Below are 22569 nucleotides of genomic sequence, written 5' to 3'. Positions count from 1 at the left end.
GTCAGGGGGAGATCTTGACCCGGGCGATCACCGGATGGTGGTCGGAGGCGTAGATCGCGCCGGCCCGGTACGGGTCGACCTCGGACCAGACCGTCCTGACCGGTCCCCGCGCGAGGATCCAGTCGATCCGCTCGCCGTCGCGCCGCGGGGGCAGGTAGTGGTTCTCGGTGCCGTACAGCGGGCCGCGCCGCTCGGCCGCCGTCCAGGTGTCGCGGAAGGCGTCCGGCCCGGTGAGGATCGAGTACACCGGCGACGCCCCGGCCGCCGCGTTGAAGTCGCCGGTGAGGATGACGGGCGCGCCCGCCTGGAAGTCGCGCACGCGGTCGAGGATCAGGCGGGCGCTCTTCACCCGGGACTCCGCGGACAGGTTGTCCAGATGCGTGTTGGCCTGGTAGAGCACCTTCCCGGTGCGCCGGTCGCGGAACTTGGCCCACGTCACCATCCGGACGTACCGGTTGCCCCAGGTGGCCGAGCCGATCACGGCGGGGGTGTCGGACAGCCAGAAGTGGTCGAAGTCCAGCACCTCGAACCGCTGCTTCCGGTAGAAGATCGACAGGAACTGGTCGCGGGTGCCGCCCTGGCTGCCCAGCCCGATCCACCCGTAGTCCGGCAGGAGGCGGGCGAGGTCGCGGATCTGCCGCCATCGCCCCTCCTGGACGCCGAGCAGGTCCGGGTCGTGCTCGTCCAGGAGGTGCTCGACCAGCGGCCGCCGGGTCTTCCAGTCCCTCGGGGGCGGTTCGTTCACGCCGCGCAGGTTGTAGGTCATCACGCGGATCGTCCCGTCGCCGTCCGCCCTCGGCTCGGCCAGCACGAACCCGGAGATGAGGACGATCGCCGCCGCCGCGACCACCGGCCAGAACCACCTGCGGCGGAGGACGCGTCCGAGCATCCCCCCGCTCACCGTCCCCCGGAGGCCCGCGGCGCCGTCCGGTGCCGGGGCAGGCCGCCTTGCGCCGTCGTCATGTCGCCACCCGCCGTCCCTGCTGCCACATTGAGCATAGATCGTCTTATCTTTTTTGTCCATTCTTAATAGTTAATTTGGCCGTCTTCTCGCGGTCACGACGAATTCGGATGGCCTTTGCATTTCTCGTTCGGAGAAAGTCGTTCGAATTGCCGGGGCGCGAGATCCGCGCTCGTGGCACGCCGCTGCTCGATCACCGGAGAACGGCCGTCCACGGGACGGCCCGTCAGTCGGGGAGCAGCTCGATCCAGCCGCGGATGTCGTCGGCGGTCTCGATGCCGACGAGCTCGGGGTGGTCGGCCGCGAGGTGCGCGAGCACCTGGGAGATCACGGCGTCGTCGGTGTCGCCGCGGGCGACGTAGCCGCATTCGCATCGAACCTGGCGGGTCATGGGGTGCTCCTTTCCCAGCAGGGTAGCCTCCAGGGTCAATGCGGCAGGTCGAGGTGTCGGATGGACGGATCAGCGGAGCCGGCGGGCGCCACGCGCGTGCAGCTCTGCGGCGCGTTCGCGGCGGAGGTGCGCGGCCGGCGCGTCGATCACGCCCTGCCGGGCCGGCAGGGGCGGCTGCTGCTGGGCTTTCTGGTCCTGTCCCGGCCGCGGCAGGTGCCCCGAGAGGCGCTCATCGAGGCGTTGTGGGGCGACTCGCCGCCGCCGGGGGCGCCCGCCGCGCTCAGCGTCCTGGTCTCGAAGGTCCGCGCGGTGGTGGGGCCGGAGGTGCTCCGGGGCAGGGGGACGCTGTCACTCCGGCTGCCCGAACCGGCGTACGTCGACGTCGAGGTGGCGGCCTCGGCGCTGCACACGGCCGAGTCCGCGGTCGCTCTGCGCGAATGGCGGCGGGCGTGGACCCTGTCGTTGACCGCCCAGTTCGTGGCGCGCCGTCCGTTCCTGCCGGAGGCCGACCGCCCGTGGGCGGAATCGTGGCGCCGACGCCTGGAGACCATGCATGTCCGGGCCCTGGAGTGCTACGCCACGGCGTGCCTGGAGCTGGGCGGCCCGGAGCTGCCGGGAGCCGAGCGGGCGGCGCGGGACCTGCTGGAGGTGGCGCCGTTGCGGGAGACCGGGCATCTGCTGCTGATGCGCACGCTCGCGACCAGGGGCAACGTCGCCGAGGCGCTCACGGTGTACGAACGCCTGCGCGTCCTGCTGCGGGAGGAACTGGGCGTCGACCCGTGCCGTGACGTCCAGGACGCCTACACCGACCTGCTCGGATAGCGCGCGTTAAGGTCGCGCCAAGGTCGGCGCAACGGCGGCCCAATGTCGCCGGCGCAGGGTGGGGGCATCAGATTCGCCGCATCTGCGGGAGGATGCCATGACCACCATCGACGAATCCCGGCTCGCCGAGCTGCTGGACCGCTTCGTCAACGACCTCGGCGCGACGATGTCGGCCGGGAACGTGCTCATCGGCGACAAGCTGGGGCTGTACCGCGCGCTGGCGGAGGCGGGACCGCTGACCGCCGCCGAACTGGCCGGGCGCACCGGCACGTCCGAACGGTACGTCCGGGAGTGGCTGCCCGGGCAGGCCGCGAGCCGCTACATCACCTACGACGCCGGTAGCGGGCGCTACCGGATGACCCCCGAGCAGGCGCTGGCCTTCGCCGACCCCGGCGGGCCGGGACTCCCCGGCGCCTTCCAGCTGGCGCTGTCGAGCCTGGCCGCCGAGCCGAAGATCGCCGAGGCGTTCCGGACCGGCCGGGGGATGGCCTGGGGCGAGCATCACCCGGGCGTGTTCACCGGGTGCGAGCGCTTCTTCCGCCCGGGGTACGTCGCGAACCTGCTGAGCTCCTGGGTCCCGGCGGTGGACGGGCTGGCCGGCCGGCTCGGCGCCGGCATCGCGGTGGCCGATGTGGGATGCGGGCTCGGCGCCTCGACCCGCATCCTCGCCGACGCCTACCCGGCCTCGTCGGTGCGCGGGTTCGACTCGCACGCGGAGTCCGTCGAGCTGGCCCGCAAGGCGGCGGCCGAGGCCGGGCTGGACGGCCGGTGCGACTTCGCGGTGGCGCGGGCGCAGGACTTCCCGGGCACCGCGTACGGGCTGGTCGCCACGTTCGACTGCCTGCACGACATGGGCGACCCGGTCGCCGCCGCGCGGCACATCCGGTCGGCGCTGTCCGACGACGGTGTCTGGCTGATCGTCGAGCCGTTCGCGGGCGACGTCCCGGAGGACAACCTCACTCCGGTCGGACGGGTCTACTACTCGGCTTCCACGTTCCTGTGCGTGCCGCACGCCATCTCCGAGGGCGCCGACGACGCGCTGGGCAACCAGGCCGGGGAAGCCGGCATCAGGCCCGTGGTGCAAGCGGCCGGGTTCCGGACGTTCCGCCGGGTGGCGGAGACCCCGTTCAACCTGGTCTACGAGGCCCGCCCCTGAGCCCGCGCCCGTGCCGCGCCGTGAGATCTACGCTCGTGGCATGCTGCTTGAGCATCGAGGAATGCGTCCCGTCGTCCCCGAGTCCGCGTACGTCGCGCCTTCGGCCGTGCTGTGCGGTGCGGTCACCCTGGGGGAGGGGGCCCGGGTCCTGCACGGTGCCGTCCTCACGGCGGAGGACGGCACCGTGACGACGGGTGCGGACGTGGTGGTGATGGAGAACGCGCTGATCCGCGGCCGGGCCGGTCATCCGGTGACGCTCGGGGACGCGGTGCTGGTCGGCCCGCACGCGCACGTCAACGGCGCGACCGTCGAGGACGAGGTCTTCGTGGCGACCGGGGTGTCGCTGTTCCCGGGGGCGGTGGCCGGCGCCGGCTCCGAACTCCGCGTCAACAGCGTCCTGCACGTCAACTCGCGCCTGGAGCCCGGCACGGTCGTCCCGATCGGCTGGATCGCGGCCGGCGATCCGGCCGAACTGTTCTCGCCGGACCGGCACGACGACCTGTGGGAAAAGCAGCGGGCCCTGGACTTCCCCGGCACGGTCTACGGCGTCCGGCGCGGCACCTCGATGCGCACCCTCATGGCCCGCCAGGCCGAGTTCTACGCCGCCCACAAGGACGACCGCCGCCTCGACGGCTGACCAAGGACGATCACCTGGGCTTCCGGGAAACGGGGAGGAAACCCGCTCCGCGGTCTCCTTCCCCCATGGTCGAAAACACCTCATCGACAGGAGGGGCGCGGCCCTCGCGCCGGACCGCGCTCAAGTCCCTGGGCGGCGCCGTCGCCGCCGGTGGCGCGGTCATGGCGGGCAGCTCCTCCTCGGAGCGATCGTGGCCGCGGTATCGGACCATTCGTACTACGACTACATCGCCGAGCGCGTCTTCAAGACCGCCGATATGCACGACAGCGCCTTTCACACCAAGCCCGAATGGCGGACCGACCCGCGGATCGCCCACCCCTACTTCAAGAAGAAGGGGCATACGGAGTGGACCGACGGTCTTGAAGAGCACGCATATATCGGGCTTCCGGCGGCCAATTCCTTCGCGACGTGCGCGGACCTGGAACGCTTCGCGCGCGTGCTGCTGGAGAACAAGCTGATGGAGGCCCCCTATACCCAGCTCATGCTGGGCATAGAAGCTTCCACCCAGTGGTCCGGAGACCAGGTCGGGCGGCGATGCGCCGGAACGGAGCCCGCTCGGCTTCATCGGATACGGCTCGCTCGCCGTTCTCGACCACGGGCAATGGATACACGGACACGGCGGTGGGAGCAGCATCGGACTGTCCGCCAACATCGACATCTTCCCGGACAGTGACTGGGTGGTCGTCGTCCTCAGCGGCTACGCGGACAGGGCGAGCAACCCCCTGGCCACGCTCGCCCGAGGGGTGATCGTCCAGCGATAACGAGAAAGGCAGGGAGTCGCGCTCCCTGCCACTTTCAATCTATAGCGCACCTGGGGGCTTGCGGCAAGACCCGGGGCGTCCTGCAGAATCTCCGCCCGAAGGCGCGGTCCGCGGAAATCAGGCGCGCTTTCGACGCACGGCCGAAACGCGGCCTGCGCACTTGGGGGTTTTCGTGATCGACGTGATCATCGTGGGCGGCGGGCCCACCGGCCTGATGCTGGCCGGCGAGCTGCGGCTGCACGGCGTTCGGGTGCTCGTGCTGGAGAGGGACCCGGAACCGGCCAATGTCGTCCGATCGCTCGGGCTGCACGCGCGCAGCATCGAGGTGATGGCCCAGCGCGGCCTGCTGGAACGGTTCCTCGCCAGTGGCAAGACGTTCGCCATGGGCGGCTACTTCGCCGGCATCGGCAAGCCGTGGCCCGAGCGGATGGACACCGCGCACTCCTACATCCTCGGCATCCCGCAGCCCGTCACCGAGCGCCTGCTGACCGAGCACGCGACCGCGGTGGGCGCCGAGATCCGGCGCGGATGCGAAGTGGCCGGCCTGAGCCAGGACGAGGACGGGGTGACCGCCGGGCTGGCCGACGGCACCCGGCTGCAAGCGCGCTACCTGGTCGGCTGCGACGGCGGCCGCAGCACGGTGCGCAAGCTGCTCGGCGTCGGCTTCCCCGGCGAGCCCGCCGAGAACGAGTGGTTGCTGGGCGAGGTGCAGGTGACCATGCCGCTGGAGGAGCTGGCGGCGGTGGTGGCCGAGGTCCGCAAGACCCACCGCGGCTTCGGCGTCGGGCCCATGGGGGACGCGTACCGCGTCGTCGTGCCCGCCGAGGGGGTGGCCGAGGACCCGAGGGTCCCGCCCACGCTGGACGAGCTCAGGCAGCGGTTGCGGGCGTTCGCCGCCACCGATTTCGGCGTGCACTCGCCGCGCTGGCTCTCCCGGTTCGGCGACGCCACCCGGCTGGCCGATCGGTACCGGGCCGGCAGGGTCTTCCTGGCCGGCGACGCCGCGCACGTCCACCCGCCGCTGAGCGGGCAGGGCCTCAACGTCGGCCTCCAGGACGCGTTCAACCTGGGCTGGAAGCTGGCCGCCGAGATCAACGGCTGGGCCCCGGACGGGCTGCTGGACGGCTACCAGGCCGAGCGGCGCCCGGTCGCCGCCGACGTGCTGGACAACATCCGCGCCCAGTCCGAGCTGCTGTCGGAGGCGCCGGGCCCGCGGGCGCTGCGCCGGCTGATGACGGAGCTCATGGACTTCGAGAACGTGAACCGGTACCTGATCGAGAAGGTCACCGCGATCGGCGTCCGCTACGACTTCGGCGAGGGCCACGACCTCCTGGGCCGGCACATGCGGGATCTGCGACTGGAGCGGGGGCGCCTCTACGAGCTGATGCACGACGGCCGCGGGCTGCTGCTCGACCAGACCGGCACCCTCTCGGTCGCCGGATGGGCGGACCGCGTGGACCACGTCGTCGACGTCAGCGAGGAGCTGGACGTACCCGCGGTACTCCTGCGTCCGGACGGCCACGTCGCCTGGGCCGGCGACGACCAGCAGGACCTGCTCACCCACCTCCCCACATGGTTCGGCACCCCCGCCGACCACCCCTGAGTCACGAGGCCCGCCCTCGCATGCCACCGCCGGCACTGGCCACCTCACGCGTTACGTGTAATAATTTTCTGACAGGTGAAGGATGTGGCTTACAGGAGCGCCGGGACGATGCGTGCGGACGGGGAGCGGCTGGATCCGCTGCGGTTGCCGCTCGTGATGGCCGCGCTGGACCATCCGCTGCGGCTCAGGGTGATCGCCGCGCTGCGGCCCGGCCGCCAGTACGTGAGCGCGCTCGCCCGCGAGCTGCGGATCAGCCGGCCGCTGCTCTACCTGCACCTGGAGAAACTCGAGAAGGCCGGTCTGGTGACCGGGACGCTGGAGCTCGGCGAGGACGGCAAGGCCGTCAAGTGGTACGAGCTCCAGTCGTTCGACATCCGGCTGACGCCCGAGGTGGTGGCCGAAGCCGCGGCGGCCGCGGTGGACGACAACGGAGAAGGCGATGGATGAGAACTGGATCCCGCTCCTGGTGGTCTCGGCGGTCGTGATCATTGTGATCGCCGTCATGGGAGGTCTCGTGGGGAGGGCCGCGATGAGGGCGAACGCGATCAAGGCGCAGGCGCAGGCCGACGCCGAGAACGGCCTGCGCTACCAGGAACTCGCCGAGCGGTGTGCGGCGGGGGAGCAGCGGGTGGCGGCGGAGCTCGCGAAACTCGCCGAACGGGTCGGCGCGATCGAGAAGCTCCTCCGGGACGTGGGGTGAGTCATGGCCGCGATGACGGCATCCGCCGGTCAGAGCACCGGCATCGCCTCCCGTGCCGTTGAGATCAGCAAGAGGTACGGCACCGATCCGAGCGGCGTGACCGCCTTGGACCGCGTGTCGGTGGAGTTCGGGCGCGGGCGGCTCAGCGCCGTGATGGGGCCGTCCGGGTCCGGCAAGTCGACCCTCATGCACTGCTTGGCGGGCCTGGACGCCGTCGACGAGGGCACCGTCCTCCTCGGCGGCACCGACCTGACGAGGCTCGGTGACCGCCGGCTGACCCAGGTGCGCCGGGAACGCGTCGGGTTCGTGTTCCAGTCCTTCAACCTGCTGCCCACGCTGACCGCCGCGGAGAACATCGCGCTGCCGTCGCGGCTCGCCGGGCGCGCGGTCGACCCGGCGTGGCTCGACCGGCTGATCGGCGCCGTCGGGCTCGGCGACCGGCTCGGGCACCGGCCGTCCGAGCTGTCCGGCGGGCAGCGGCAGCGGGTCGCCGCGGCGCGGGCGCTGGCGGGCCGGCCGGAGATCGTCTTCGCGGACGAGCCGACCGGGAACCTCGACTCCAGGTCGGGCGCCGGGCTGCTGGGCTTCCTGCGCCGGTCGGTGGACGAGCTCGGGCAGACCATCGTGATGGTCACGCACGATCCGATCGCGGCCGGGTACGCCGACGAGGTCGTCTTCCTGGCGGACGGCCGGGTCGCCGACACCATGCCCCGCCCGACCGCGGACCGCGTCCTGGACCGGATGAAGGCGCTGGGGGGCTGAGCCGTGCTGCGCTACACGGTGCGGAGCGTCCTCGCGCACAAGGCGCGGCTGCTGCTCACGGCGGCGGCGATCGTGCTCGGCGTCGCCATGGTGGCGGGAACGTTCATCCTCCTCGACACCGCCGAGGCCGGCGGCCGGGACCTCGCTCAGGGCCGTCACCGGGTCGACGTCACGGTCCGGGCCGTCCCGAGCGAGGAGGAGGTCTTCTCGGACGAGACCGGCGAGTTCGTCCCCGGACCGCCGATGCCGCTCTCGACCGTGGAACGGGCGGCGCGGATCGCCGGGGTCGCCTCCGCGGTCGGCGTGACCGTCGGGGACGCCCGGCTCATCGCGCGGGACGGCCACGTGGACGGCGGCAGGGCACCGCTCGGGCGCTCGATCGACGCCTCCTTCGTCCCGGATCTGCGCGCCGGGCGGGTGCCGGGCCGGGCGGGCGAGATCGTGGTCGACCGGGCCACGGCCGACGACGAGGGGATCGGCGTCGGGGACCGCGTCCGGATCCTGGTCTCGGGCGGCGAGCCGCGGGACGTCGCGGTCGTCGGCGTCCTGGACTCCCCGGAGTTCACCGACGAGGTCGCCCTGGTCGGCTTCGACCCGGCCACCGCCCGCCGGCTGCTCGGCCCGTCCGGCACGGTCGGCTTCATCGAGGTGCACGCCGCTCCCGGCATCGGTGAGCGGCGTTTGCGGGACGGCGTCGCGTCCGCCCTCGGCGGCGGCCACCAGGCGTTCACCGGGGCCGCCCTGGCGTCGGAACGGACCAGGCCGGACGACCTGATCAGGCAGATCCTGCTGGTCGCGAGTGCCGTGGCGCTGTTCACGGGCGCGTTCCTCATCCGCAACACGTTCTCGATCACCCTTGCCGCGCGCACCCGCGAACTTGCGCTGCTGCGCTGCGTCGGTGCCGGTCGCGGTCAGCTGCGCCGCTCGATCCTGCTGGAGGCGGCGATCGTCGGGGCCGTCGCCGCGGCGCTCGGCCTCGTGGCCGGCGTCGGGGTCGCCTGGGTCCTCGGCGGGCTGCTGCACGCCGGGGGCGCGATCGTCACGGACGTGTCCGGTGCCGCGCCGCGGATCCTGCCGCGCACCGTCGCCACCGCGATGGCGGTCGGCGTGATCGCCGCGGCGGCGTCGGCATGGGGGCCGGCGCGACGCGCGACGCGGGTGCCGCCCGTCGCCGCCCTGCGCGCGGACGTGTTCACCCTCGATCGTCGTGCGAGCCGGATCCGGACCGCGGTGGGGGCGGTGGCGACCGCCGGCGGGGTCGCGGCCGTGCTCGCGGGAGTGTCGAGCGACCCGGCGCGATCGTCCTTTCTGCAGGCCGGTGCCATCGCGACCGCGTTAGGCGTGCTGATACTCGGCCCGGTACTGGCGCGGACCCTGTCGCACGTCATCGGCGCTCCCGCCGGACGGGCCCGGGGAATCGTGGGCGAACTGGCGCGCGGCAACGCGGCGCGCAACCCGGTCCGTACGGCGGCGACCCTGCTGCCGCTCACGATCGGACTCGCCCTGACGGGTTTCCTCGTCACCCTGGCCGCCGGCACCGAGGCGTCCTCCCTGGACGACTTCGACAGGACGATCCACGCGGACGTGCACGTCGCGGCCGCCGGCTTGGGCCCGCACCGGCCCCGGATGAGCCCGGCGGCACTGGACCGGCTGGCCGCGGTCCCCGAACTCGACGCCGTGAGCCCTTTCCGCAGCACGGAGGCCACCGTCGCCGGCCGCGAAGGCACGGTCACCGGCGCCGACCCCGCGCTGGCGGGACGGATGCTGGCGCCGAAGGTGACCGGGACCCCACTGTCCGATCTCGGCCCCGGTGGCATGGCCGTGAGCCGCGAGGCGGCCGATGACCGGCACCTCGCGGTGGGCTCCCCGGTCACCGTGCGGACCGCGCGCGGCGAGCGCGCCTACACCGTCCGAACGATCTTCGATGCCCCCAGGGGCTACTTCGCCCTTCCGTACGGCGACTACTTCCTCACTTCTTCCGACTACGCGAACCTCACCGAGGACCGGGGCGTGACCGAGATCTACGCGACGGCACGGGACGGGGTCGGCCAGGACGCCGCGCGGGCCGCCGCCGCCCAGGCCCTCGCCGCCCACCCCGGCGTGGAGGTCACCGACCGGGGCGAAATGCGCCGCGAGGTGGCGGCCGAGCTCGATCCGGCCCTGCGGGTGTACTACAGCCTGCTCGGGCTGGTCATCGTGATCGCCCTGTTCGGGGTCGCCAACACGCTGTCGCTCTCCATCCTGGAACGGGTGCGCGAGCTGGGGCTGCTCCGCGCCGTCGGGATGGACCGGCGGCAGGTGCGGTCGCTGATCCGCTGGGAGGCGATCATCATCGCCGGGATCGCCGCCGTCACGGGGCCGGTCCTCGGCGCCTTCCTCGGCTGGGCCACCACCGTCGCCCTCGGCCTGCCCGAAACGGCCGTGCCCGTCGCGAACCTCGCGCTGTTCACCGCCGTCGCGATCGCGATGACCGCGGTCGCCGCCGCCCTCCCGGCCCGCCGCGCCGCCCGCATCCCCATGCTCCGCGCCCTCTCCGCGGACTGACCCGCCATCCGCGCCCCGGACCAGATCCGCGGGATCGACGCGTACCGCAAGCCGGCCCAGTCGCTCGCAGCAACAGTCATTCGACCGATGCGAGCGCGGCTGGCTCGCTCCTAGCGTCGCGGGCATAGGAAAAGAGTCGAGTCTGGAGGCGCAGTGATGGACACGTCCGCATATCTGAATGCCGTCGTGGAGCAGACGAACACGTTCGCCGACTGGGTGGACGGCCGGGACGCGGCGACCCCGGTGCCGACCTGCCCGAAGTGGACGCTGGCCGATCTCGTCGACCATGTCGGCGCGACGCAGCGGATGGTGGCGATGCTCGTGGGTGAGCGGATGAGCGAGCCGAGCAAGGCGTACGAACGCTACGTTCCGGCTCCGGCCGACTCGACCCAGTGGCGCGCCTGGCTGACCGAGGGCGCGGCCCAGGCGAAGCAGGCGTTCGACTCGGTCGATGACGACACGCCGGTGTGGGACCCGTCCGGCGCCGCCGCGGGCGTGCCCTTCTGGTCCCGCCGGCTGTTCGGCGAGGCCAGCGTGCACCGCGCGGACGCGGCCTCGGCGCTCGGGACGCAGTACGAACTGGCCCCGGAGCACGCCGTCGCGGCCATCGAGGACTGGCTGGACACGCTGACCTCCCGCGGCTACTGGGAGAACAGGCCGGACTTCGCCAAGGCGATGGCGGGCAGCGGCCAGACCCTGCACTTCCACGCCACCGACGCGTCCGGAGAGTGGGTGGCGCGCCGGGAACCGGACAAGGTCGCCCTGGAGCACACGCACATCAAGGCGGACGTCGCGGTACGCGGCCCGGCCACCGATCTCCTGCTCGTGCTCAGCAGGCGCCGCCCGCTGGACGCCGCCCCCGCGCTGGAGATCCTGGGCGACCGGGACTTGTTCGTCCACTGGATCGACCACATGGACTGGGTCACCGACTAGGCGGACCGAACGGCCTGGAGGAACGAGGCCCACTCCCGCCCCGAGAACTCCAGGACGTCCCCACCGTCGCCTCGCTTGCTATCCCGCACCCCGACAGTGCCGCGCAACGAACGACCAACCTCGACGCAATCACCGTCGGGCGCGCTGTGGCTCGACTTATGCCAGCCGCTGTACTGGGTCTTCACTGCACCCGCCCTACCTGGTTGCTTAGGAGTCGATGGAGCGGAGTGCCTGTGTGAAAGCAGTCCACTCGTGGGGAGAGAATTCAAGGACTGGGCTGTTCTGTGCCTGCTTGCTATCCCGGACGCTGATCGTGTCGGCGGCAGAGCGCGCGATCTCGACGCAGTTGCCATCGGCTTCGCTGTGACTCGACTTGCGCCAACTGATGTGCTGCTTGGTCATGGGGAGCGTCCGATCCTGTTTTCAAGACGGTCGGCTGCATCTGTCAGCAGGCCGATGCTTGCGGCACCGGAGTGCGCGGCCTGCCGGAGATGCTCGTACCGTTGGTTATATCGCATCACCTCCTCACGCTCGGTGTGAATGATGTCCGTGCTAACGGTGTCGACTACCGCCATGGGTGGGTCAGCGGGGTCTGGGAAGGTGTAGAGCGAAAATGCCGACTTCGGCAGCAGCCGACCTGTGAAGTCGGCTTCCACAGGAAGAACGAGCACCGTGGCCCGCGGGTGCATGAGTGCTGTCTCGATCAAGTAGCGCAGCTGGTCGAGCATCACATGCGAAGGTGCGGTGGGCCGTCTTATGACGACCTCATCGAGGATGGCTTCGTATCTTGGGCCGTGCGGTCCCAGCGCGTGCTCCTGTCTGCGTATCCGGGCTTGCAGCAAGCGGTCCGGGATGAAGTCGATCGCTCCCTCGTTTCGTGCCATCTCGATCAGGAACTGGATCAATCTGGGGGTCTGCAACGTTCCAGGGATCGTGAACTGGTTGTACTCGCGAATGGAGGCGGCGCCGGATTCGAGGTCGGCATAGATGCGCTGGCGGGGGCCCATGGCGTCGCCGTAGTTGTCCCACCAGCCGCGTTCGGCGGCGTCGCATGCGATCTTGAAGAGGGCGTCGAACCTGTCGCCGGTGACGCCGAGGATCTTCATGATCTTCACGATGTCGCCGATGTCGGGGCGGCAGCGGGCGTTCTCCAGTTTCGAGATGGTCATGCGGGAGCGGTAGATGCGGCGGGCCAGCTCGTCGGCGGTCATGCCGCTCTGCTCGCGGAGGGTCCGGAGTTCGGCGCCGAGGCGGCGGCGCCGGACGAACGGGCTGGTCACCGAGGACCTCCAGGGGCGGGTCGGCGGGTGGGGGCGCCGCTGGCCGGGGGCGGCATGTCCACTCTGTGTTATCACGCGATCTCCGAGCGTGTCATCGATAGACGCGCTGTTCGAACACGTGAAAGCCGCCGGGCTGTTCGTCTCGGTGGCGTTCCGGAAATGAACGTTCGCCGCGCGAACCGTTCGCTTCGTTTACGTAAACGGAGGTGAACGTTCGCGGGGAAGGCGTGCTCAACCACCGGAAAGGGCGCTGGCCTGGCCTTTCGGCACAGCGAAGCCGCATGGTTACGGAGGATGGGGCGGCCGACACACAGCGTTCACGAGAGGTGATCAATGCTGCTCGCCGTTCCCATTCCCGCCGAGCACGAGTCCCCGATGTACTGGCGGCGCGAGTTCCAGGGCAGGCCCGGCCAGGTCCGGCTCGTCCGGGCGTTCGCGGCGCATCTGCTTGCCGACTTCCCGGCCCTGGACGACGTGCTCCTCGTCCTGGACGAGCTGGCCGTCAACGCGATCCGGCACACCCGCTCCGGGGAGGACGGCGGCCGGTTCACCGTGGACCTCAGCATGGACGTCGCCGGTGTCATCGCCTACGTCACCGACCAGGGCGGTCCTAACGAGCCACGCCTGCGCGACCTCGCCGAGCTGGCGGAGGGCGGTCGCGGCCTGCTCACGGTGGACGTCCTCGCCGCAACCTGGTCCTGGACGGGCACATCTCAGGGCCGCACGATCCGCGCCACCTTCCCGGCCCGGCCAGGGAGGTGAACCGGGCTCAGGCGTGCAGGGTGAGGCGGTAGATGAGCTCCTGGGTGTGGCCGTCGAGGGTTCGGTGCTCGATCAGTTCGAGGTCGAAGTCGGCGGCGCCGCGGAAGATCGGGTCCGCGCCCGTCCGGCCGCTGATCACCGGGAAGATCGTCAGCTGGACGCGGTCGACCAGGCCGGCGGCCATCAGGGCCCGGTTCAGTGACAGGCTGCCGTGCGAGCGCAGCGACACCGCGGACTCCTCCTTGAGCCGGGCGACGACGTCGACGGCGTCCCCGCTCGCGACGTCGGCGTCTGGCCAGGCCTGGGGTCCCTCCAGGGTGGTCGACACGACCGTCGTCGGCAGGTTTCTCATCCGGGTGTTCACCGGGTCGGTCACCTTGGCCGGGTCCAGTGCCTCCACGAACTGCCGGAAGGTGGTGGCCCCGAGGACCAGCCGCTGCTCCTCGCTGTAGAGGGCGAGGCGGCGGTCGAGGAACTCGGGGCCCTGCTTGCCCCAGTAGCCGCCCCAGTCGCCTTCGCTGGTGTAGGAGCCGTAGCCGTCGAGGGTGGAGAAGACGTCGAACGTGTAGGTCGCGGTCATGATGCGCTCCTTGAGAGTGATAACCGGTGTATCGACAAACTAGGTAGACCGGTCTAGATTTTCCTTCATGGATGTCATGGAGGACGAGGGCGTGCGGGCTGACTGCCTGGTGGTGGGGGCGACGGGGTTCATCGGGCGGTGGCTGGTGGCGGAGCTGCTCGGTCAAGGGCGGGCGGTCGCGGTGACCGTCCGGGGAGGGGACGCGCGTGGTGGCGAGCTGCGGTCCTGGTTGCGCGAGCATGGCGCCGACGTTCGCGGGCTCACCGTCGTCGACGCCGACATCACCCGGCCCGATCTCGCGATCAGTGCTGCCGACCACGAGCGGTGGGAGAACGTGCGGGACGTCTTCAGCACCGCCGCGCTGTACCGGTTCGGGCTGGAGCGCGAGGAGGGGCGGCGGGTGAACGTGGACGGGGCAGTGAACGTCGTGCGGTGGGCCGCCGGGCTCCCGCGGCTGCGGCGCCTGGTCCACGTCTCCGGCTACCGGGTAGGGGCGGACGGCGCGCTCTCCTATCCGGTGCCGGAGGCGGAGCTGGACGCGCTCTACCGGAAGTACGGCGTGTACGAGGCGTCCAAGCGTGAGGGGGACGCGGCGGTGCGGGCCGTCGCCGCGAAGGGGGGCGTCCCCCTCACCGTGGTCAATCCGGCCACTGTGATCGGGCACTCGGTGACCGGCGAGGCCGGTCAGTACATCGGGCTGGCCGAGCTGGTGAGGAACCTCTGGCAGGGGCGGCTGCCCGCGCTGGCCGGGACGCGGCGCACGTTCGTCCCCGTGGTGACCGTCGATCACCTCTCCCGGTTCATGGCCGCCGTTCCCGCGCATGACGCGGGGCCGTACCGGGCGCACTGGGTCCTGGACGACGCGACGCCGAACCTGCCCGACCTGATCGGCCTCCTCGCGCGGCACTTCGGGCGGCGCCCGCCGCTGGTCCTGGTGCCGGTCGGCCTGGTGCGGCGGCTGCCGGGGGCGATCGTCGGCGTCTCGCCCGAGACGCTGCCCTTCCTGTCCGAGGAGCGGTACGACACGTCCTCCGCCGACGCCCTGGGGCTGGGCCATCCGCCGGTGGAGGACGCGCTGCGCCGCTGGGCCGACCGGCTCGTCGCGGAGCGGTTCGGTGAGGCGCCGCCGCTCCGGCCGGGTGCTCACGTGTGCAAAGTGGGCCGGTAGACGAGCTCCTGGATGTGGTTGTCGAGCGTGCGGTGCTCGATCAGTTCGAGGTCGAAGTCGGCCGCGTTCTCGAAGACCGGGTCGGCTCCGCTCTGGCCGGTGATGACCGGGAACAGCGTCACCTGGACGCGGTCGACCAGGCCGGCGGCCATCAGGGCCCGGTTCAGCGAGAGGCTGCCGTGCGAGCGCAGCGGCACCGCGGACTCCTCCTTGAGCCGGGCGACGACGTCGACGGCGTCCCCGCTCGCGATCTCGGCGTCCGGCCAGTCCAGGGGGCCCTCCAGGGTGCTCGACACGACCGTCGTCGGCAGGTTCCTCATCCGCGTGACCCACGGGTCGCGCACGTCGGAGTCCTCGGTGCTCTCCGCCACCATCTGCGCGAACGCCCGGTAGGTGGTGGCCCCGAGGATCAGCCGCTGCTCCTGGTTGTAGACGGCGAGGCGGTGGTCGAGAAGTTCGGGACCCTGCTTGCCCCAGTAGCCCGTCCAGTCCCCGGTGGCGGCGCCGAAGCCGTCGAGGCTGGAGAAGACGTCGAAGGTGTAGGTGGCGGTCATGATGTGCTCCCTGCGAGTCTGCGACCGGCTCTGTTCCGGTCTCTCACCCTGGCTACGAACGGGCTCGGCGGCATTCGACACCCCGGCACGACGAATTCAAAGATTTCTTTCCGGGGTTCAGCGGGCCGGGGGGCGGCCGGTCAGGCGGGTGGTCAGCGCGGCGGCGGTGGTGCGGATCGGGGCGGCGAGGGAGGGCCACGTCTCCGGCGGGTGGTCCTCGCGGCGGAACGTCACGGTGATCGCCGCGGTGGGGTGGCCGGTGTGGTCGAAGGCGCAGGCGGCGATGCTGGCGAATCCCTCGGTGACATGGCCGTCCTCGGCCGACCAGCCGCGGCGCGCGTCCTGCGCGAGGGTGCGGCGCAGCTCGCGCAGGGACGCCGGGCCCCGGCCGGTGCGGTCCACGAAACGGCCCGGGAACAGGGCCCTGACCTGCGCGGGCGGCAGGTGGGCGAGCATCGAGCGGCCGCTGGCGGTGAGGTGGGCGGGCATCCGGACGCCCACGTCGGTGACCAGGGTGGCGTGCCGGGGCGGCTGCTCCTTGAGCAGGTACAGCGTCTCGGCGCCGTGCAGGACGCCCAGCTGCGCGATCTCGCCCACCCGGTCGACGAGGCGCCGCAGGAGGGGCCGGGCCAGGCGCTCCAGGGGCTCGTGGCGCAGGTAGGCGGAGCCGATCTCGAAGGCGGCGACGCCGAGGCCCCAGCGGCGCTCCTCGGGGATGGAGGTGACGAAGCCGTCCTCGGCCATCGCCGTCAGGAGGTGGTAGGTGCTGGAGCGGGGCAGGTCCAGGGCGCGGGCGATCGCGGACGCGGGGAGCGGGCCGGGCGCGCCCGCCAGCAGGCGGAGCACCGCGAGGGCGCGGCGGGCGGCGGGCACCTGGCTCATGCTCCGATTGTCTCGTATGTGAGACACAGCGGCCTGTCCGGGCCTGGGGGCACGGCCCGGAAGGCGTTCCAATGGTGGGTATGGGTCTTGGTATGGGGGACGCAGGCGTCGAGGTCGGGCCGGAACCGCTGGCGTTCGAGCAGGTGGTCGCGGTGGCCCGGGACGGCGCCCGCGTCGCGCTGTCGGACGGGGCGCTGAAGCTGATCGGCGAGGCGCGCGCGCACATCGAGGAGCTGTCGGCCCGTCCCACCCCCGTGTACGGGGTGTCGACGGGCTTCGGGGCGCTCGCCACGCGGCACATCGCCCCCGAGATGCGCGCGCAGTTGCAGCTCAACATCGTCCGGTCGCACGCGGCGGGGTCGGGGCCGGAGGTCGAGCGGGAGGTCGTCCGGGCGCTGATGCTGCTCAGGCTGCGGACGCTCGCCACCGGCCGGACCGGCGTGCAGCCGACGACGGCGCGCACGCTGGCCGAGCTGCTCAACGCGGGCATCACCCCGCAGGTCTTCGAGTACGGGAGCCTCGGGTGCTCCGGCGACCTCGCGCCGCTCGCTCACGTCGCCCTCGCGCTCATCGGCGAAGGATCGGTCAGGGACGCCGGCGGGAACCTCAAACCGGCGGCGGAGGCGTTGAGCGAGGCCGGGATCGCGCCGGTCATGCTCGGCGCCAAGGAGGGGCTCGCCCTCCTGAACGGGACGGACGGCATGCTCGGCATGCTCGTGCTGGCCATCCACGACCTGCGCAGGCTGCTCGTCGCCGCGGACGTGGCCGCCGCGATGACGGTCGAGGCGCTGCTCGGCACCGACCGGGTCTTCGCCGCCGACCTGCAAGCCCTGCGGCCGCATCCGGGGCAGGCCGCGTCGGCCGCGAACCTGCGGGCGCTGCTGGACGCCTCGGAGATCATGGAGTCGCACCGCGGGCCCGACTGCACCCGCGTCCAGGACGCGTACTCGCTGCGCTGCGCCCCGCAGGTCAACGGCGCCGCCCGCGACACGCTCGCGCACGCCGAACTGGTGGCCGGCCGGGAGCTGGCGTCCGCGATCGACAACCCCGTCGTGCTGCCGGACGGGCGCGTCGAGTCGAACGGGAACTTCCACGGCGCGCCCGTCGCCTACGTGCTCGACTTCCTCGCGGTGCCCGTGGCGGACGTCGCGTCGATGTCGGAGCGGCGCACCGACCGGATGCTCGACCGGGGACGGTCCGGGGGCCTGCCCGCCTTCCTCGCCGACGACCCCGGCGTCGACTCCGGCCACATGATCGCCCAGTACACGCAGGCGGGCATCGTGTCCGAGCTGAAGCGGCTGGCCGCGCCCGCGAGCGCCGACTCGATCCCGAGCTCGGCCATGCAGGAGGACCACGTCTCGATGGGGTGGACCGCGGCCCGCAAGCTGCGCCGGGCCGTGGACGGGCTGGCGCAGGTGGTCGCCATCGAGATCCTCACCGCCGCGCGGGCGCTGGACCTGCGCACCCCGCTGCGGCCCGGCCCGGCGACCGCCGCCGTGGTCGCGAAGCTGCGCGAGGCCGTCCCGCCGCCCGGCCCGGACCGCTACCTCGCTCCCGAGATCGCCGCCGCGACCGCGCTGGTCCGGGACGGCTCACTGGTCGCCGCCGCCGAGGCCGTCACCGGCCCGCTCTCCTGAAGGAGCCCGACATGTCCGAACCCCGTCCCGTCCGCGCGCCGCGCGGCACCTCGCTCACCGCCGCCAAGGGCTGGCCGCAGGAGGCGGCCCTGCGCATGATCCAGAACAACCTCGACGCCGAGGTGGCCGAGCATCCGGACGAGCTGGTCGTCTACGGCGGCTCCGGCAGGGCCGCCCGGAACTGGGACGCCTTCGACGGCATCCTCCGCTCGCTGGCCGATCTGGAGGGCGACGAGACGCTGCTCGTCCAGTCCGGCAAGCCGGTCGGGATCTTCCGCACGCACGAGTGGGCGCCGCGCGTGCTGATCGCGAACTCCAACCTCGTCCCGCAGTGGGCGACGTGGGAGGAGTTCCGGAGGCTGGAGTCGCTCGGCCTGACGATGTTCGGCCAGATGACCGCCGGGTCGTGGATCTACATCGGGACGCAGGGCATCCTCCAGGGCACCTACGAGACGTTCGCCGCCGTCGCCGAGAAGCGGTTCGGCGGCACCCTGGCCGGGACGATCACGCTGACCGCGGGGCTCGGCGGGATGGGCGGCGCGCAGCCGCTCGCCGTCACCATGAACGGCGGCGTCGCGATCTGCGTCGAGTGCGACCCGTCCCGCATCGAGCGGCGCGTCGCGCACCGGTACTGCGACGTCCGCGCCGACTCCCTGGACGAGGCGCTGCGCCTCGCCGGGGAGGCGCGGGACGAGCGGCGCCCCCTGTCGATCGCGGTCCTCGGCAACGCCGCCGACATCGTCCCCGAGCTGCTGCGGCGCGGCGCCCAGATCGACATCGTCACCGACCAGACCAGCGCGCACGACCCGCTCGCCTACCTGCCGCGCGGCGTCGCGTTCGAGGACATGGCCGCCGAACGCGACAAGGACCGGGACGACTTCATCGCCAAGGCCCGCGAATCCATGGCCGTCCACGTGGAGGCGATGGTCGGCTTCCAGGACGCGGGCGCCGAGGTGTTCGACTACGGCAACTCCATCCGCGGCGAGGCGCAGCTCGCCGGCTACGCGCGCGCCTTCGAGTTCCCCGGCTTCGTGCCCGCCTACATCAGGCCGCTGTTCTGCGAGGGCAAGGGGCCGTTCCGGTGGGCGGCGCTCTCCGGCGACCCGAAGGACATCGCCCGCACCGACCGGGCGATCCTCGACCTGTTCCCGGACAACGAGCCGCTGACCCGCTGGATCCGGATGGCGGGGGAGAAGGTCCACTTCCAGGGCCTGCCGTCCCGGATCTGCTGGCTCGGCTACGGCGAGCGCGACAAGGCGGGCGAGGCGTTCAACGACCTGGTCGCGCGCGGCGAGATCAGCGCGCCGATCGTCCTCGGCCGCGACCATCTCGACTGCGGGTCCGTCGCCAGCCCGTACCGGGAGACCGAGGGCATGAAGGACGGGTCGGACGCGATCGCCGACTGGCCGCTGCTCAACGCCATGCTCAACACCGCGTCCGGCGCGACGTGGGTGTCGATCCACCACGGCGGCGGGGTCGGCATCGGCCGCTCCATCCACGCCGGCCAGGTCTGCGTCGCGGACGGGACGGCGCTCGCGGGCGAGAAGCTGCGGCGCGTCCTGACCAACGACCCCGGCACCGGCGTCATGCGCCACGTCGACGCCGGCTACGACCGCGCCGCCGAGGTCGCGGCCGAGCGCGGGGTCCGTATCCCGATGAAATGAGCGAAGCGAACCAGGGGGTGTGGGGGGTCGGCCCCCCGCAGGGAGAGGGTCCATGAGCTTCGAGGAGATGTGGGCGGCGCTGCTGCCGGTCGGGCGGGACGAGGCGACGGGCGGCTACCACCGGTTCGCGTGGACGCCGCCCGAGATGGAATGCCGTGCCTGGTTCCTGGACGAGGCGCGCCGCCGCGACCTGGCGGTCGAGCACGATCCCAACGGCAACCTGTTCGCCTGGTGGCTCCCGCCGGACGGCTCGCGCGGTGACGCCGTCCTGACCGGCAGCCATCTCGACTCCGTCCCGGGCGGGGGCGCGTTCGACGGGCCGCTCGGCATCGTGTCGGCGTTCGCCGCGATCGACCTGCTCAGGGAACGCGGCGTCACCCCCGCGCGGCCGATCGGGGTCGGGGCGTTCGCCGAGGAGGAGGGCGCGCGGTTCGGCGTGGCGTGCCTGGGGTCGCGGCTGCTGACGGGGGCGATCGACCCGGCGCGGGCGCGCGGCCTGACCGACGGCGACGGCCACACGTTCGCCGAGGTGATGCACAACGCCGGCTTCGACCCGGACTCGATCGGCCCGGACGAGGACCTCCTCGGGCGGATCGCCTGCCACGTCGAGCTGCACGTCGAGCAGGGGAGGGCCCTGGCGGAGCCCGTCGGGGTCGCGAGCACGATCGTCCCGCACGGCCGGTGGCGGTTCGAGTTCACCGGCGAGGGCGACCACGCGGGGACGACCCGGCTGCCCGACCGGCGCGACCCGATGCTGCCGTTCGCGCACATGGTGACCGCCGCGCGCGCGGCGGCGGAGCGCCACGGCACCGTGGCGACGGTCGGGAAGGTCCGGGTCGTGCCGGGCGGGGTGAACGCCGTCCCCTCGTCGGTCACCGCCTGGCTGGACGCGCGGGGACCGGCCGACGAGGACGTCCGGCGGACCGTCCAGGACGTCGACGAGGCCGCCCGCGTCGCCGCGCGCCCGCACCGGGTGAGCGTCGACCTCGCCGAGGAGTCCTACTCCGAGATCGTCGACTTCGACCGGGCGCTGCGGGACCGGATCGGCCGGACGCTCGGCGGGGTGCCCGTCCTGCCGACGGGGGCCGGGCACGACGCGGGCGTCCTCGCGGCGCGGCTGCCGGCCGCGATGCTGTTCGTCCGGAACCCGACCGGGATCTCGCACGCGCCCGCCGAGTACGCCGAGCCGGCGGACTGCCTCGCCGGAGTGGAGGCCCTCGCCGCGGTACTGGGCGACCTGGCCCGCGGGTAGGACTTCCGATATGCAGTGGCATGCCCAGTTCGCCTGGCTCGGTGACGGTGTCGCGGCCGACGTGCTCATCGAGGCCGACGGCGAGCGGATCACCAGGCTCCAGGCCGGCGTCCCCTCCGCACCGAACGCCCAGCGGCTCCCCGGCCTGACCGTGCCGGGCCTGGCGAACGCGCACTCCCACGCGTTCCACCGCGCCCTCCGCTCCCGCGTCCAGGCCCATGCCGGGACGTTCTGGACGTGGCGCGAGCAGATGTACACGGTCGCCGACCGGCTCGACCCCGACTCCTACCGCGCCCTCGCCGCCGCCGTGTTCGCCGAGATGGCCCTCGCCGGGGTCAGCTGCGTCGGCGAGTTCCACTACCTGCACCACCGGCCGGGGGGCAGCCCCTACGGCGACCCGAACGCGATGGGCGAGGCGCTGATCGCCGCCGCGGCCGACGCGGGCATCCGGATCACCCTCCTCGACGCCTGCTACCTCGCCGGCGGCATCGGCCGCCCGCTGAAGGGCCCGCAGCTGCGCTTCGGCGACGGCACCGCCGGCAACTGGGTGCGCCGCGTCGAGTCCCTGCACGAGCGGACCGACAAGGCGGGGCGGCTGCACGCCCGCGTCGGCGCCGCGATCCACTCCGTCCGGGCCGTGCCGCGCGAGCAGCTGCGGGCCGTCGCGTCCTGGGCGAGGGAGCACCGCGCGCCGCTGCACCTCCACCTGTCCGAGCAGCCCGCCGAGAACCAGGACTGCCGGGACGCCTACGGCATGACGCCGACGCGGCTGCTCGCCGAGGCGGGGGCGCTCGGTGCGCTCACCACGGCCGTGCACGCGACGCACCTCACCGAAGAGGACATCGGCCTGCTCGGGGCGACGATGACCGGCGTGTGCATGTGCCCGACGACCGAGCGAGACCTCGCCGACGGCATCGGCCCGGCCCGCGCCCTCGCGGACGCCGGCTCCCCCATCTGCCTCGGCACCGACCAGCACGCGTTCATCGACCTGTTCGAGGAGGCCCGCGCGGTCGAGCTGGACGAGCGGCTCCGCACCCGGGTCCGGGGTCACTGGACGGCCGGGGAGCTGCTCGCCGCCGCCACCTGCGACGGCCACTACGCGCTCGGCTGGCCCGAGGCGGGACGCCTGGAGCCCGGCGCGTACGCCGACCTCGTCACCGTCTCCCTCGACTCGGTCCGGACGGCGGGCGCCGGCCCGGACCACACCGCCGAGGCCGCCGTCTTCGCCGCGACCGCGGCCGACGTCCGGCACGTCGTCGTCTCCGGCCGGCAGATCGTCCACGACGGGCGGCACCTGCTGATCGACGACGTGCCCGGCGCGCTCACCGCGGCCATCACCGCCGCGACGGCGCCCGACCAGGACCGCCCCGACCAGGACCGGCCGGGCCCCGCTTGACCGGCCCGCCTGATTGGCCCCGTCTGACCGGGCCCGTCTGACCGGCCCCGAGTGACCGGACCCGGACGCCCGGTCCCGCCTGACGGGCCCCGCCTGATCGGCCCCGCCTGATCGGGCCCGTCTG

The 22569-nt window shown here is 72.5% G+C and carries 24 protein-coding genes; 16 read left to right on the top strand and 8 right to left on the bottom strand.

Going from position 1 to position 22569, the window contains the following annotated elements:
• Window position 1: 1 nt before the first annotated feature.
• On the bottom strand, window positions 2-889 hold the full coding sequence (locus BM339_RS22230) for an endonuclease/exonuclease/phosphatase family protein (protein WP_075022098.1): 888 nt from the start codon (window positions 887-889) through the stop codon (window positions 2-4).
• 298 nt (window positions 890-1187) lie between these two features.
• Entirely contained in the window at window positions 1188-1352 is a 165-nt protein-coding gene (locus BM339_RS47800) for a DUF1059 domain-containing protein (RefSeq protein WP_021598022.1), read from the bottom strand.
• 60 nt (window positions 1353-1412) lie between these two features.
• On the opposite strand from BM339_RS47800, the gene BM339_RS22225 reads away from it, so the two are divergent.
• From BM339_RS22225 to BM339_RS22180, 10 genes are all read left to right on the top strand, one after another.
• Entirely contained in the window at window positions 1413-2174 is a 762-nt protein-coding gene (locus tag BM339_RS22225; protein ID WP_021598023.1) for an AfsR/SARP family transcriptional regulator, read from the top strand.
• A 97-nt stretch (window positions 2175-2271) separates the two neighbouring features.
• On the top strand, window positions 2272-3330 hold the full coding sequence (locus BM339_RS22220) for a class I SAM-dependent methyltransferase (protein WP_021598024.1): 1059 nt from the start codon (window positions 2272-2274) through the stop codon (window positions 3328-3330).
• A gap of 40 nt (window positions 3331-3370) precedes the next feature.
• A complete protein-coding gene (locus tag BM339_RS22215; protein WP_075022097.1) occupies window positions 3371-3967 on the top strand; it encodes a gamma carbonic anhydrase family protein in 597 nt (198 codons plus the stop codon).
• Between the two features lie 82 nt (window positions 3968-4049).
• Window positions 4050-4640: a serine hydrolase gene (locus BM339_RS22210; protein WP_083597830.1), complete on the top strand. Its 591-nt coding sequence runs from the start codon at window positions 4050-4052 to the stop codon at window positions 4638-4640.
• 260 nt (window positions 4641-4900) lie between these two features.
• On the top strand, window positions 4901-6331 hold the full coding sequence (gene rox, locus BM339_RS22205) for a rifampin monooxygenase (protein ID WP_075022095.1): 1431 nt from the start codon (window positions 4901-4903) through the stop codon (window positions 6329-6331).
• Between the two features lie 84 nt (window positions 6332-6415).
• Window positions 6416-6778: an ArsR/SmtB family transcription factor gene (locus tag BM339_RS22200; protein ID WP_235206483.1), complete on the top strand. Its 363-nt coding sequence runs from the start codon at window positions 6416-6418 to the stop codon at window positions 6776-6778.
• Window positions 6771-7031, top strand: coding sequence for a hypothetical protein (locus tag BM339_RS22195; protein WP_021598029.1), 261 nt, complete (start codon window positions 6771-6773; stop codon window positions 7029-7031). Before BM339_RS22200 ends, BM339_RS22195 begins: the two co-directional genes overlap by 8 nt.
• Window positions 7032-7043: 12 nt before the next feature.
• Entirely contained in the window at window positions 7044-7793 is a 750-nt protein-coding gene (locus BM339_RS22190; RefSeq protein WP_218163725.1) for an ABC transporter ATP-binding protein, read from the top strand.
• Window positions 7794-7796: 3 nt separating this feature from the next.
• Window positions 7797-10337 (top strand): FtsX-like permease family protein, encoded by a 2541-nt coding sequence (locus BM339_RS22185; RefSeq protein WP_075022093.1) that lies wholly within the window; start codon window positions 7797-7799, stop codon window positions 10335-10337.
• A 156-nt stretch (window positions 10338-10493) separates the two neighbouring features.
• A complete protein-coding gene (locus BM339_RS22180; RefSeq protein ID WP_021596704.1) occupies window positions 10494-11270 on the top strand; it encodes a maleylpyruvate isomerase family mycothiol-dependent enzyme in 777 nt (258 codons plus the stop codon).
• On the opposite strand, the gene BM339_RS22175 is transcribed toward BM339_RS22180, so the two are convergent.
• Genes BM339_RS22175 through BM339_RS22165 form a run of 3 tightly spaced genes read right to left on the bottom strand, consistent with a single transcriptional unit; the run spans window position 11267 to window position 12550 of the window.
• Window positions 11267-11455: a DUF397 domain-containing protein gene (locus BM339_RS22175; protein ID WP_075022092.1), complete on the bottom strand. Its 189-nt coding sequence runs from the start codon at window positions 11453-11455 to the stop codon at window positions 11267-11269. The genes BM339_RS22180 and BM339_RS22175 overlap by 4 nt on opposite strands.
• Window positions 11456-11477: 22 nt before the next feature.
• Entirely contained in the window at window positions 11478-11672 is a 195-nt protein-coding gene (locus tag BM339_RS22170; RefSeq protein WP_075022091.1) for a DUF397 domain-containing protein, read from the bottom strand.
• Window positions 11669-12550: a helix-turn-helix domain-containing protein gene (locus BM339_RS22165; protein ID WP_075022090.1), complete on the bottom strand. Its 882-nt coding sequence runs from the start codon at window positions 12548-12550 to the stop codon at window positions 11669-11671. The genes BM339_RS22170 and BM339_RS22165 overlap by 4 nt, the downstream gene beginning before the upstream one ends.
• A 333-nt stretch (window positions 12551-12883) precedes the next feature.
• On the opposite strand from BM339_RS22165, the gene BM339_RS22160 reads away from it, so the two are divergent.
• Window positions 12884-13312 carry an ATP-binding protein gene (locus BM339_RS22160; protein ID WP_075022089.1) on the top strand — a complete coding sequence of 143 codons (429 nt, stop codon included), beginning with the start codon at window positions 12884-12886 and terminating at the stop codon, window positions 13310-13312.
• Window positions 13313-13319: 7 nt separating this feature from the next.
• Here the strand turns inward: BM339_RS22160 and BM339_RS22155 are convergent, their stop codons facing one another.
• The gene (locus BM339_RS22155; protein ID WP_075022088.1) at window positions 13320-13892 is read right to left on the bottom strand and encodes a dihydrofolate reductase family protein; all 573 of its coding nucleotides are present in this window, start codon (window positions 13890-13892) and stop codon (window positions 13320-13322) included.
• Window positions 13893-13959: 67 nt separating this feature from the next.
• Here BM339_RS22155 and BM339_RS22150 point away from each other — a divergent pair, with 67 nt between their 5' ends.
• The gene (locus BM339_RS22150) at window positions 13960-15060 is read left to right on the top strand and encodes an SDR family oxidoreductase (protein WP_083597829.1); all 1101 of its coding nucleotides are present in this window, start codon (window positions 13960-13962) and stop codon (window positions 15058-15060) included.
• On the opposite strand, the gene BM339_RS22145 is transcribed toward BM339_RS22150, so the two are convergent.
• Complete coding sequence (locus BM339_RS22145; RefSeq protein ID WP_021596698.1) at window positions 15036-15614, bottom strand: dihydrofolate reductase family protein; 579 nt, start codon at window positions 15612-15614, stop codon at window positions 15036-15038. The genes BM339_RS22150 and BM339_RS22145 overlap by 25 nt on opposite strands.
• Window positions 15615-15731: 117 nt before the next feature.
• Window positions 15732-16496, bottom strand: a complete 765-nt coding sequence (locus tag BM339_RS22140) for an IclR family transcriptional regulator (RefSeq protein WP_075022086.1) — start codon at window positions 16494-16496, stop codon at window positions 15732-15734.
• A gap of 92 nt (window positions 16497-16588) precedes the next feature.
• Here BM339_RS22140 and hutH point away from each other — a divergent pair, with 92 nt between their 5' ends.
• From hutH to BM339_RS22120, 4 genes are read left to right on the top strand one after another with little or no spacing between them, the layout of a single operon-like run.
• Window positions 16589-18133 carry a histidine ammonia-lyase gene (hutH, locus tag BM339_RS22135; protein WP_021596696.1) on the top strand — a complete coding sequence of 515 codons (1545 nt, stop codon included), beginning with the start codon at window positions 16589-16591 and terminating at the stop codon, window positions 18131-18133.
• An 11-nt stretch (window positions 18134-18144) separates the two neighbouring features.
• Window positions 18145-19797 carry a urocanate hydratase gene (gene hutU / locus BM339_RS22130; protein ID WP_075022085.1) on the top strand — a complete coding sequence of 551 codons (1653 nt, stop codon included), beginning with the start codon at window positions 18145-18147 and terminating at the stop codon, window positions 19795-19797.
• A 52-nt stretch (window positions 19798-19849) separates the two neighbouring features.
• Window positions 19850-21049, top strand: coding sequence for an allantoate amidohydrolase (locus BM339_RS22125; RefSeq protein WP_075022084.1), 1200 nt, complete (start codon window positions 19850-19852; stop codon window positions 21047-21049).
• 10 nt (window positions 21050-21059) lie between these two features.
• Entirely contained in the window at window positions 21060-22445 is a 1386-nt protein-coding gene (locus tag BM339_RS22120; RefSeq protein ID WP_075022083.1) for a formimidoylglutamate deiminase, read from the top strand.
• The last annotated feature ends 124 nt before the right edge of the window (window positions 22446-22569 follow it).

The sequence above is a fragment of the Actinomadura madurae genome, assembly GCF_900115095.1.
Taxonomy (GTDB): Bacteria; Actinomycetota; Actinomycetes; order Streptosporangiales; family Streptosporangiaceae; genus Spirillospora; species Spirillospora madurae.
This window is presented reverse-complemented; position numbering and strand designations above follow the sequence as displayed.

Excerpts from the sequence above, each read along its gene's own strand:
- BM339_RS22120 (WP_075022083.1), top strand. The coding sequence starts at position 21,060 with ATGCAGTGGCATGCCCAGTTCGCCTGGCTCGGTGACGGTGTCGCGGCC.
- BM339_RS22150 (WP_083597829.1), top strand. The coding sequence starts at position 13,960 with ATGGATGTCATGGAGGACGAGGGCGTGCGGGCTGACTGCCTGGTGGTG.
- BM339_RS22125 (WP_075022084.1), top strand. The coding sequence starts at position 19,850 with ATGAGCTTCGAGGAGATGTGGGCGGCGCTGCTGCCGGTCGGGCGGGAC.
- BM339_RS22145 (WP_021596698.1), bottom strand. The coding sequence starts at position 15,614 with ATGACCGCCACCTACACCTTCGACGTCTTCTCCAGCCTCGACGGCTTC.
- BM339_RS22230 (WP_075022098.1), bottom strand. The coding sequence starts at position 889 with ATGCTCGGACGCGTCCTCCGCCGCAGGTGGTTCTGGCCGGTGGTCGCG.
- hutU (WP_075022085.1), top strand. The coding sequence starts at position 18,145 with ATGTCCGAACCCCGTCCCGTCCGCGCGCCGCGCGGCACCTCGCTCACC.
- BM339_RS22140 (WP_075022086.1), bottom strand. The coding sequence starts at position 16,496 with ATGAGCCAGGTGCCCGCCGCCCGCCGCGCCCTCGCGGTGCTCCGCCTG.
- BM339_RS47800 (WP_021598022.1), bottom strand. The coding sequence starts at position 1,352 with ATGACCCGCCAGGTTCGATGCGAATGCGGCTACGTCGCCCGCGGCGAC.
- BM339_RS22220 (WP_021598024.1), top strand. The coding sequence starts at position 2,272 with ATGACCACCATCGACGAATCCCGGCTCGCCGAGCTGCTGGACCGCTTC.
- BM339_RS22190 (WP_218163725.1), top strand. The coding sequence starts at position 7,044 with ATGACGGCATCCGCCGGTCAGAGCACCGGCATCGCCTCCCGTGCCGTT.
- BM339_RS22180 (WP_021596704.1), top strand. The coding sequence starts at position 10,494 with ATGGACACGTCCGCATATCTGAATGCCGTCGTGGAGCAGACGAACACG.
- BM339_RS22170 (WP_075022091.1), bottom strand. The coding sequence starts at position 11,672 with ATGACCAAGCAGCACATCAGTTGGCGCAAGTCGAGTCACAGCGAAGCC.
- BM339_RS22215 (WP_075022097.1), top strand. The coding sequence starts at position 3,371 with ATGCTGCTTGAGCATCGAGGAATGCGTCCCGTCGTCCCCGAGTCCGCG.
- hutH (WP_021596696.1), top strand. The coding sequence starts at position 16,589 with ATGGGGGACGCAGGCGTCGAGGTCGGGCCGGAACCGCTGGCGTTCGAG.
- BM339_RS22195 (WP_021598029.1), top strand. The coding sequence starts at position 6,771 with ATGGATGAGAACTGGATCCCGCTCCTGGTGGTCTCGGCGGTCGTGATC.
- BM339_RS22225 (WP_021598023.1), top strand. The coding sequence starts at position 1,413 with ATGGACGGATCAGCGGAGCCGGCGGGCGCCACGCGCGTGCAGCTCTGC.
- BM339_RS22155 (WP_075022088.1), bottom strand. The coding sequence starts at position 13,892 with ATGACCGCGACCTACACGTTCGACGTCTTCTCCACCCTCGACGGCTAC.
- BM339_RS22160 (WP_075022089.1), top strand. The coding sequence starts at position 12,884 with ATGCTGCTCGCCGTTCCCATTCCCGCCGAGCACGAGTCCCCGATGTAC.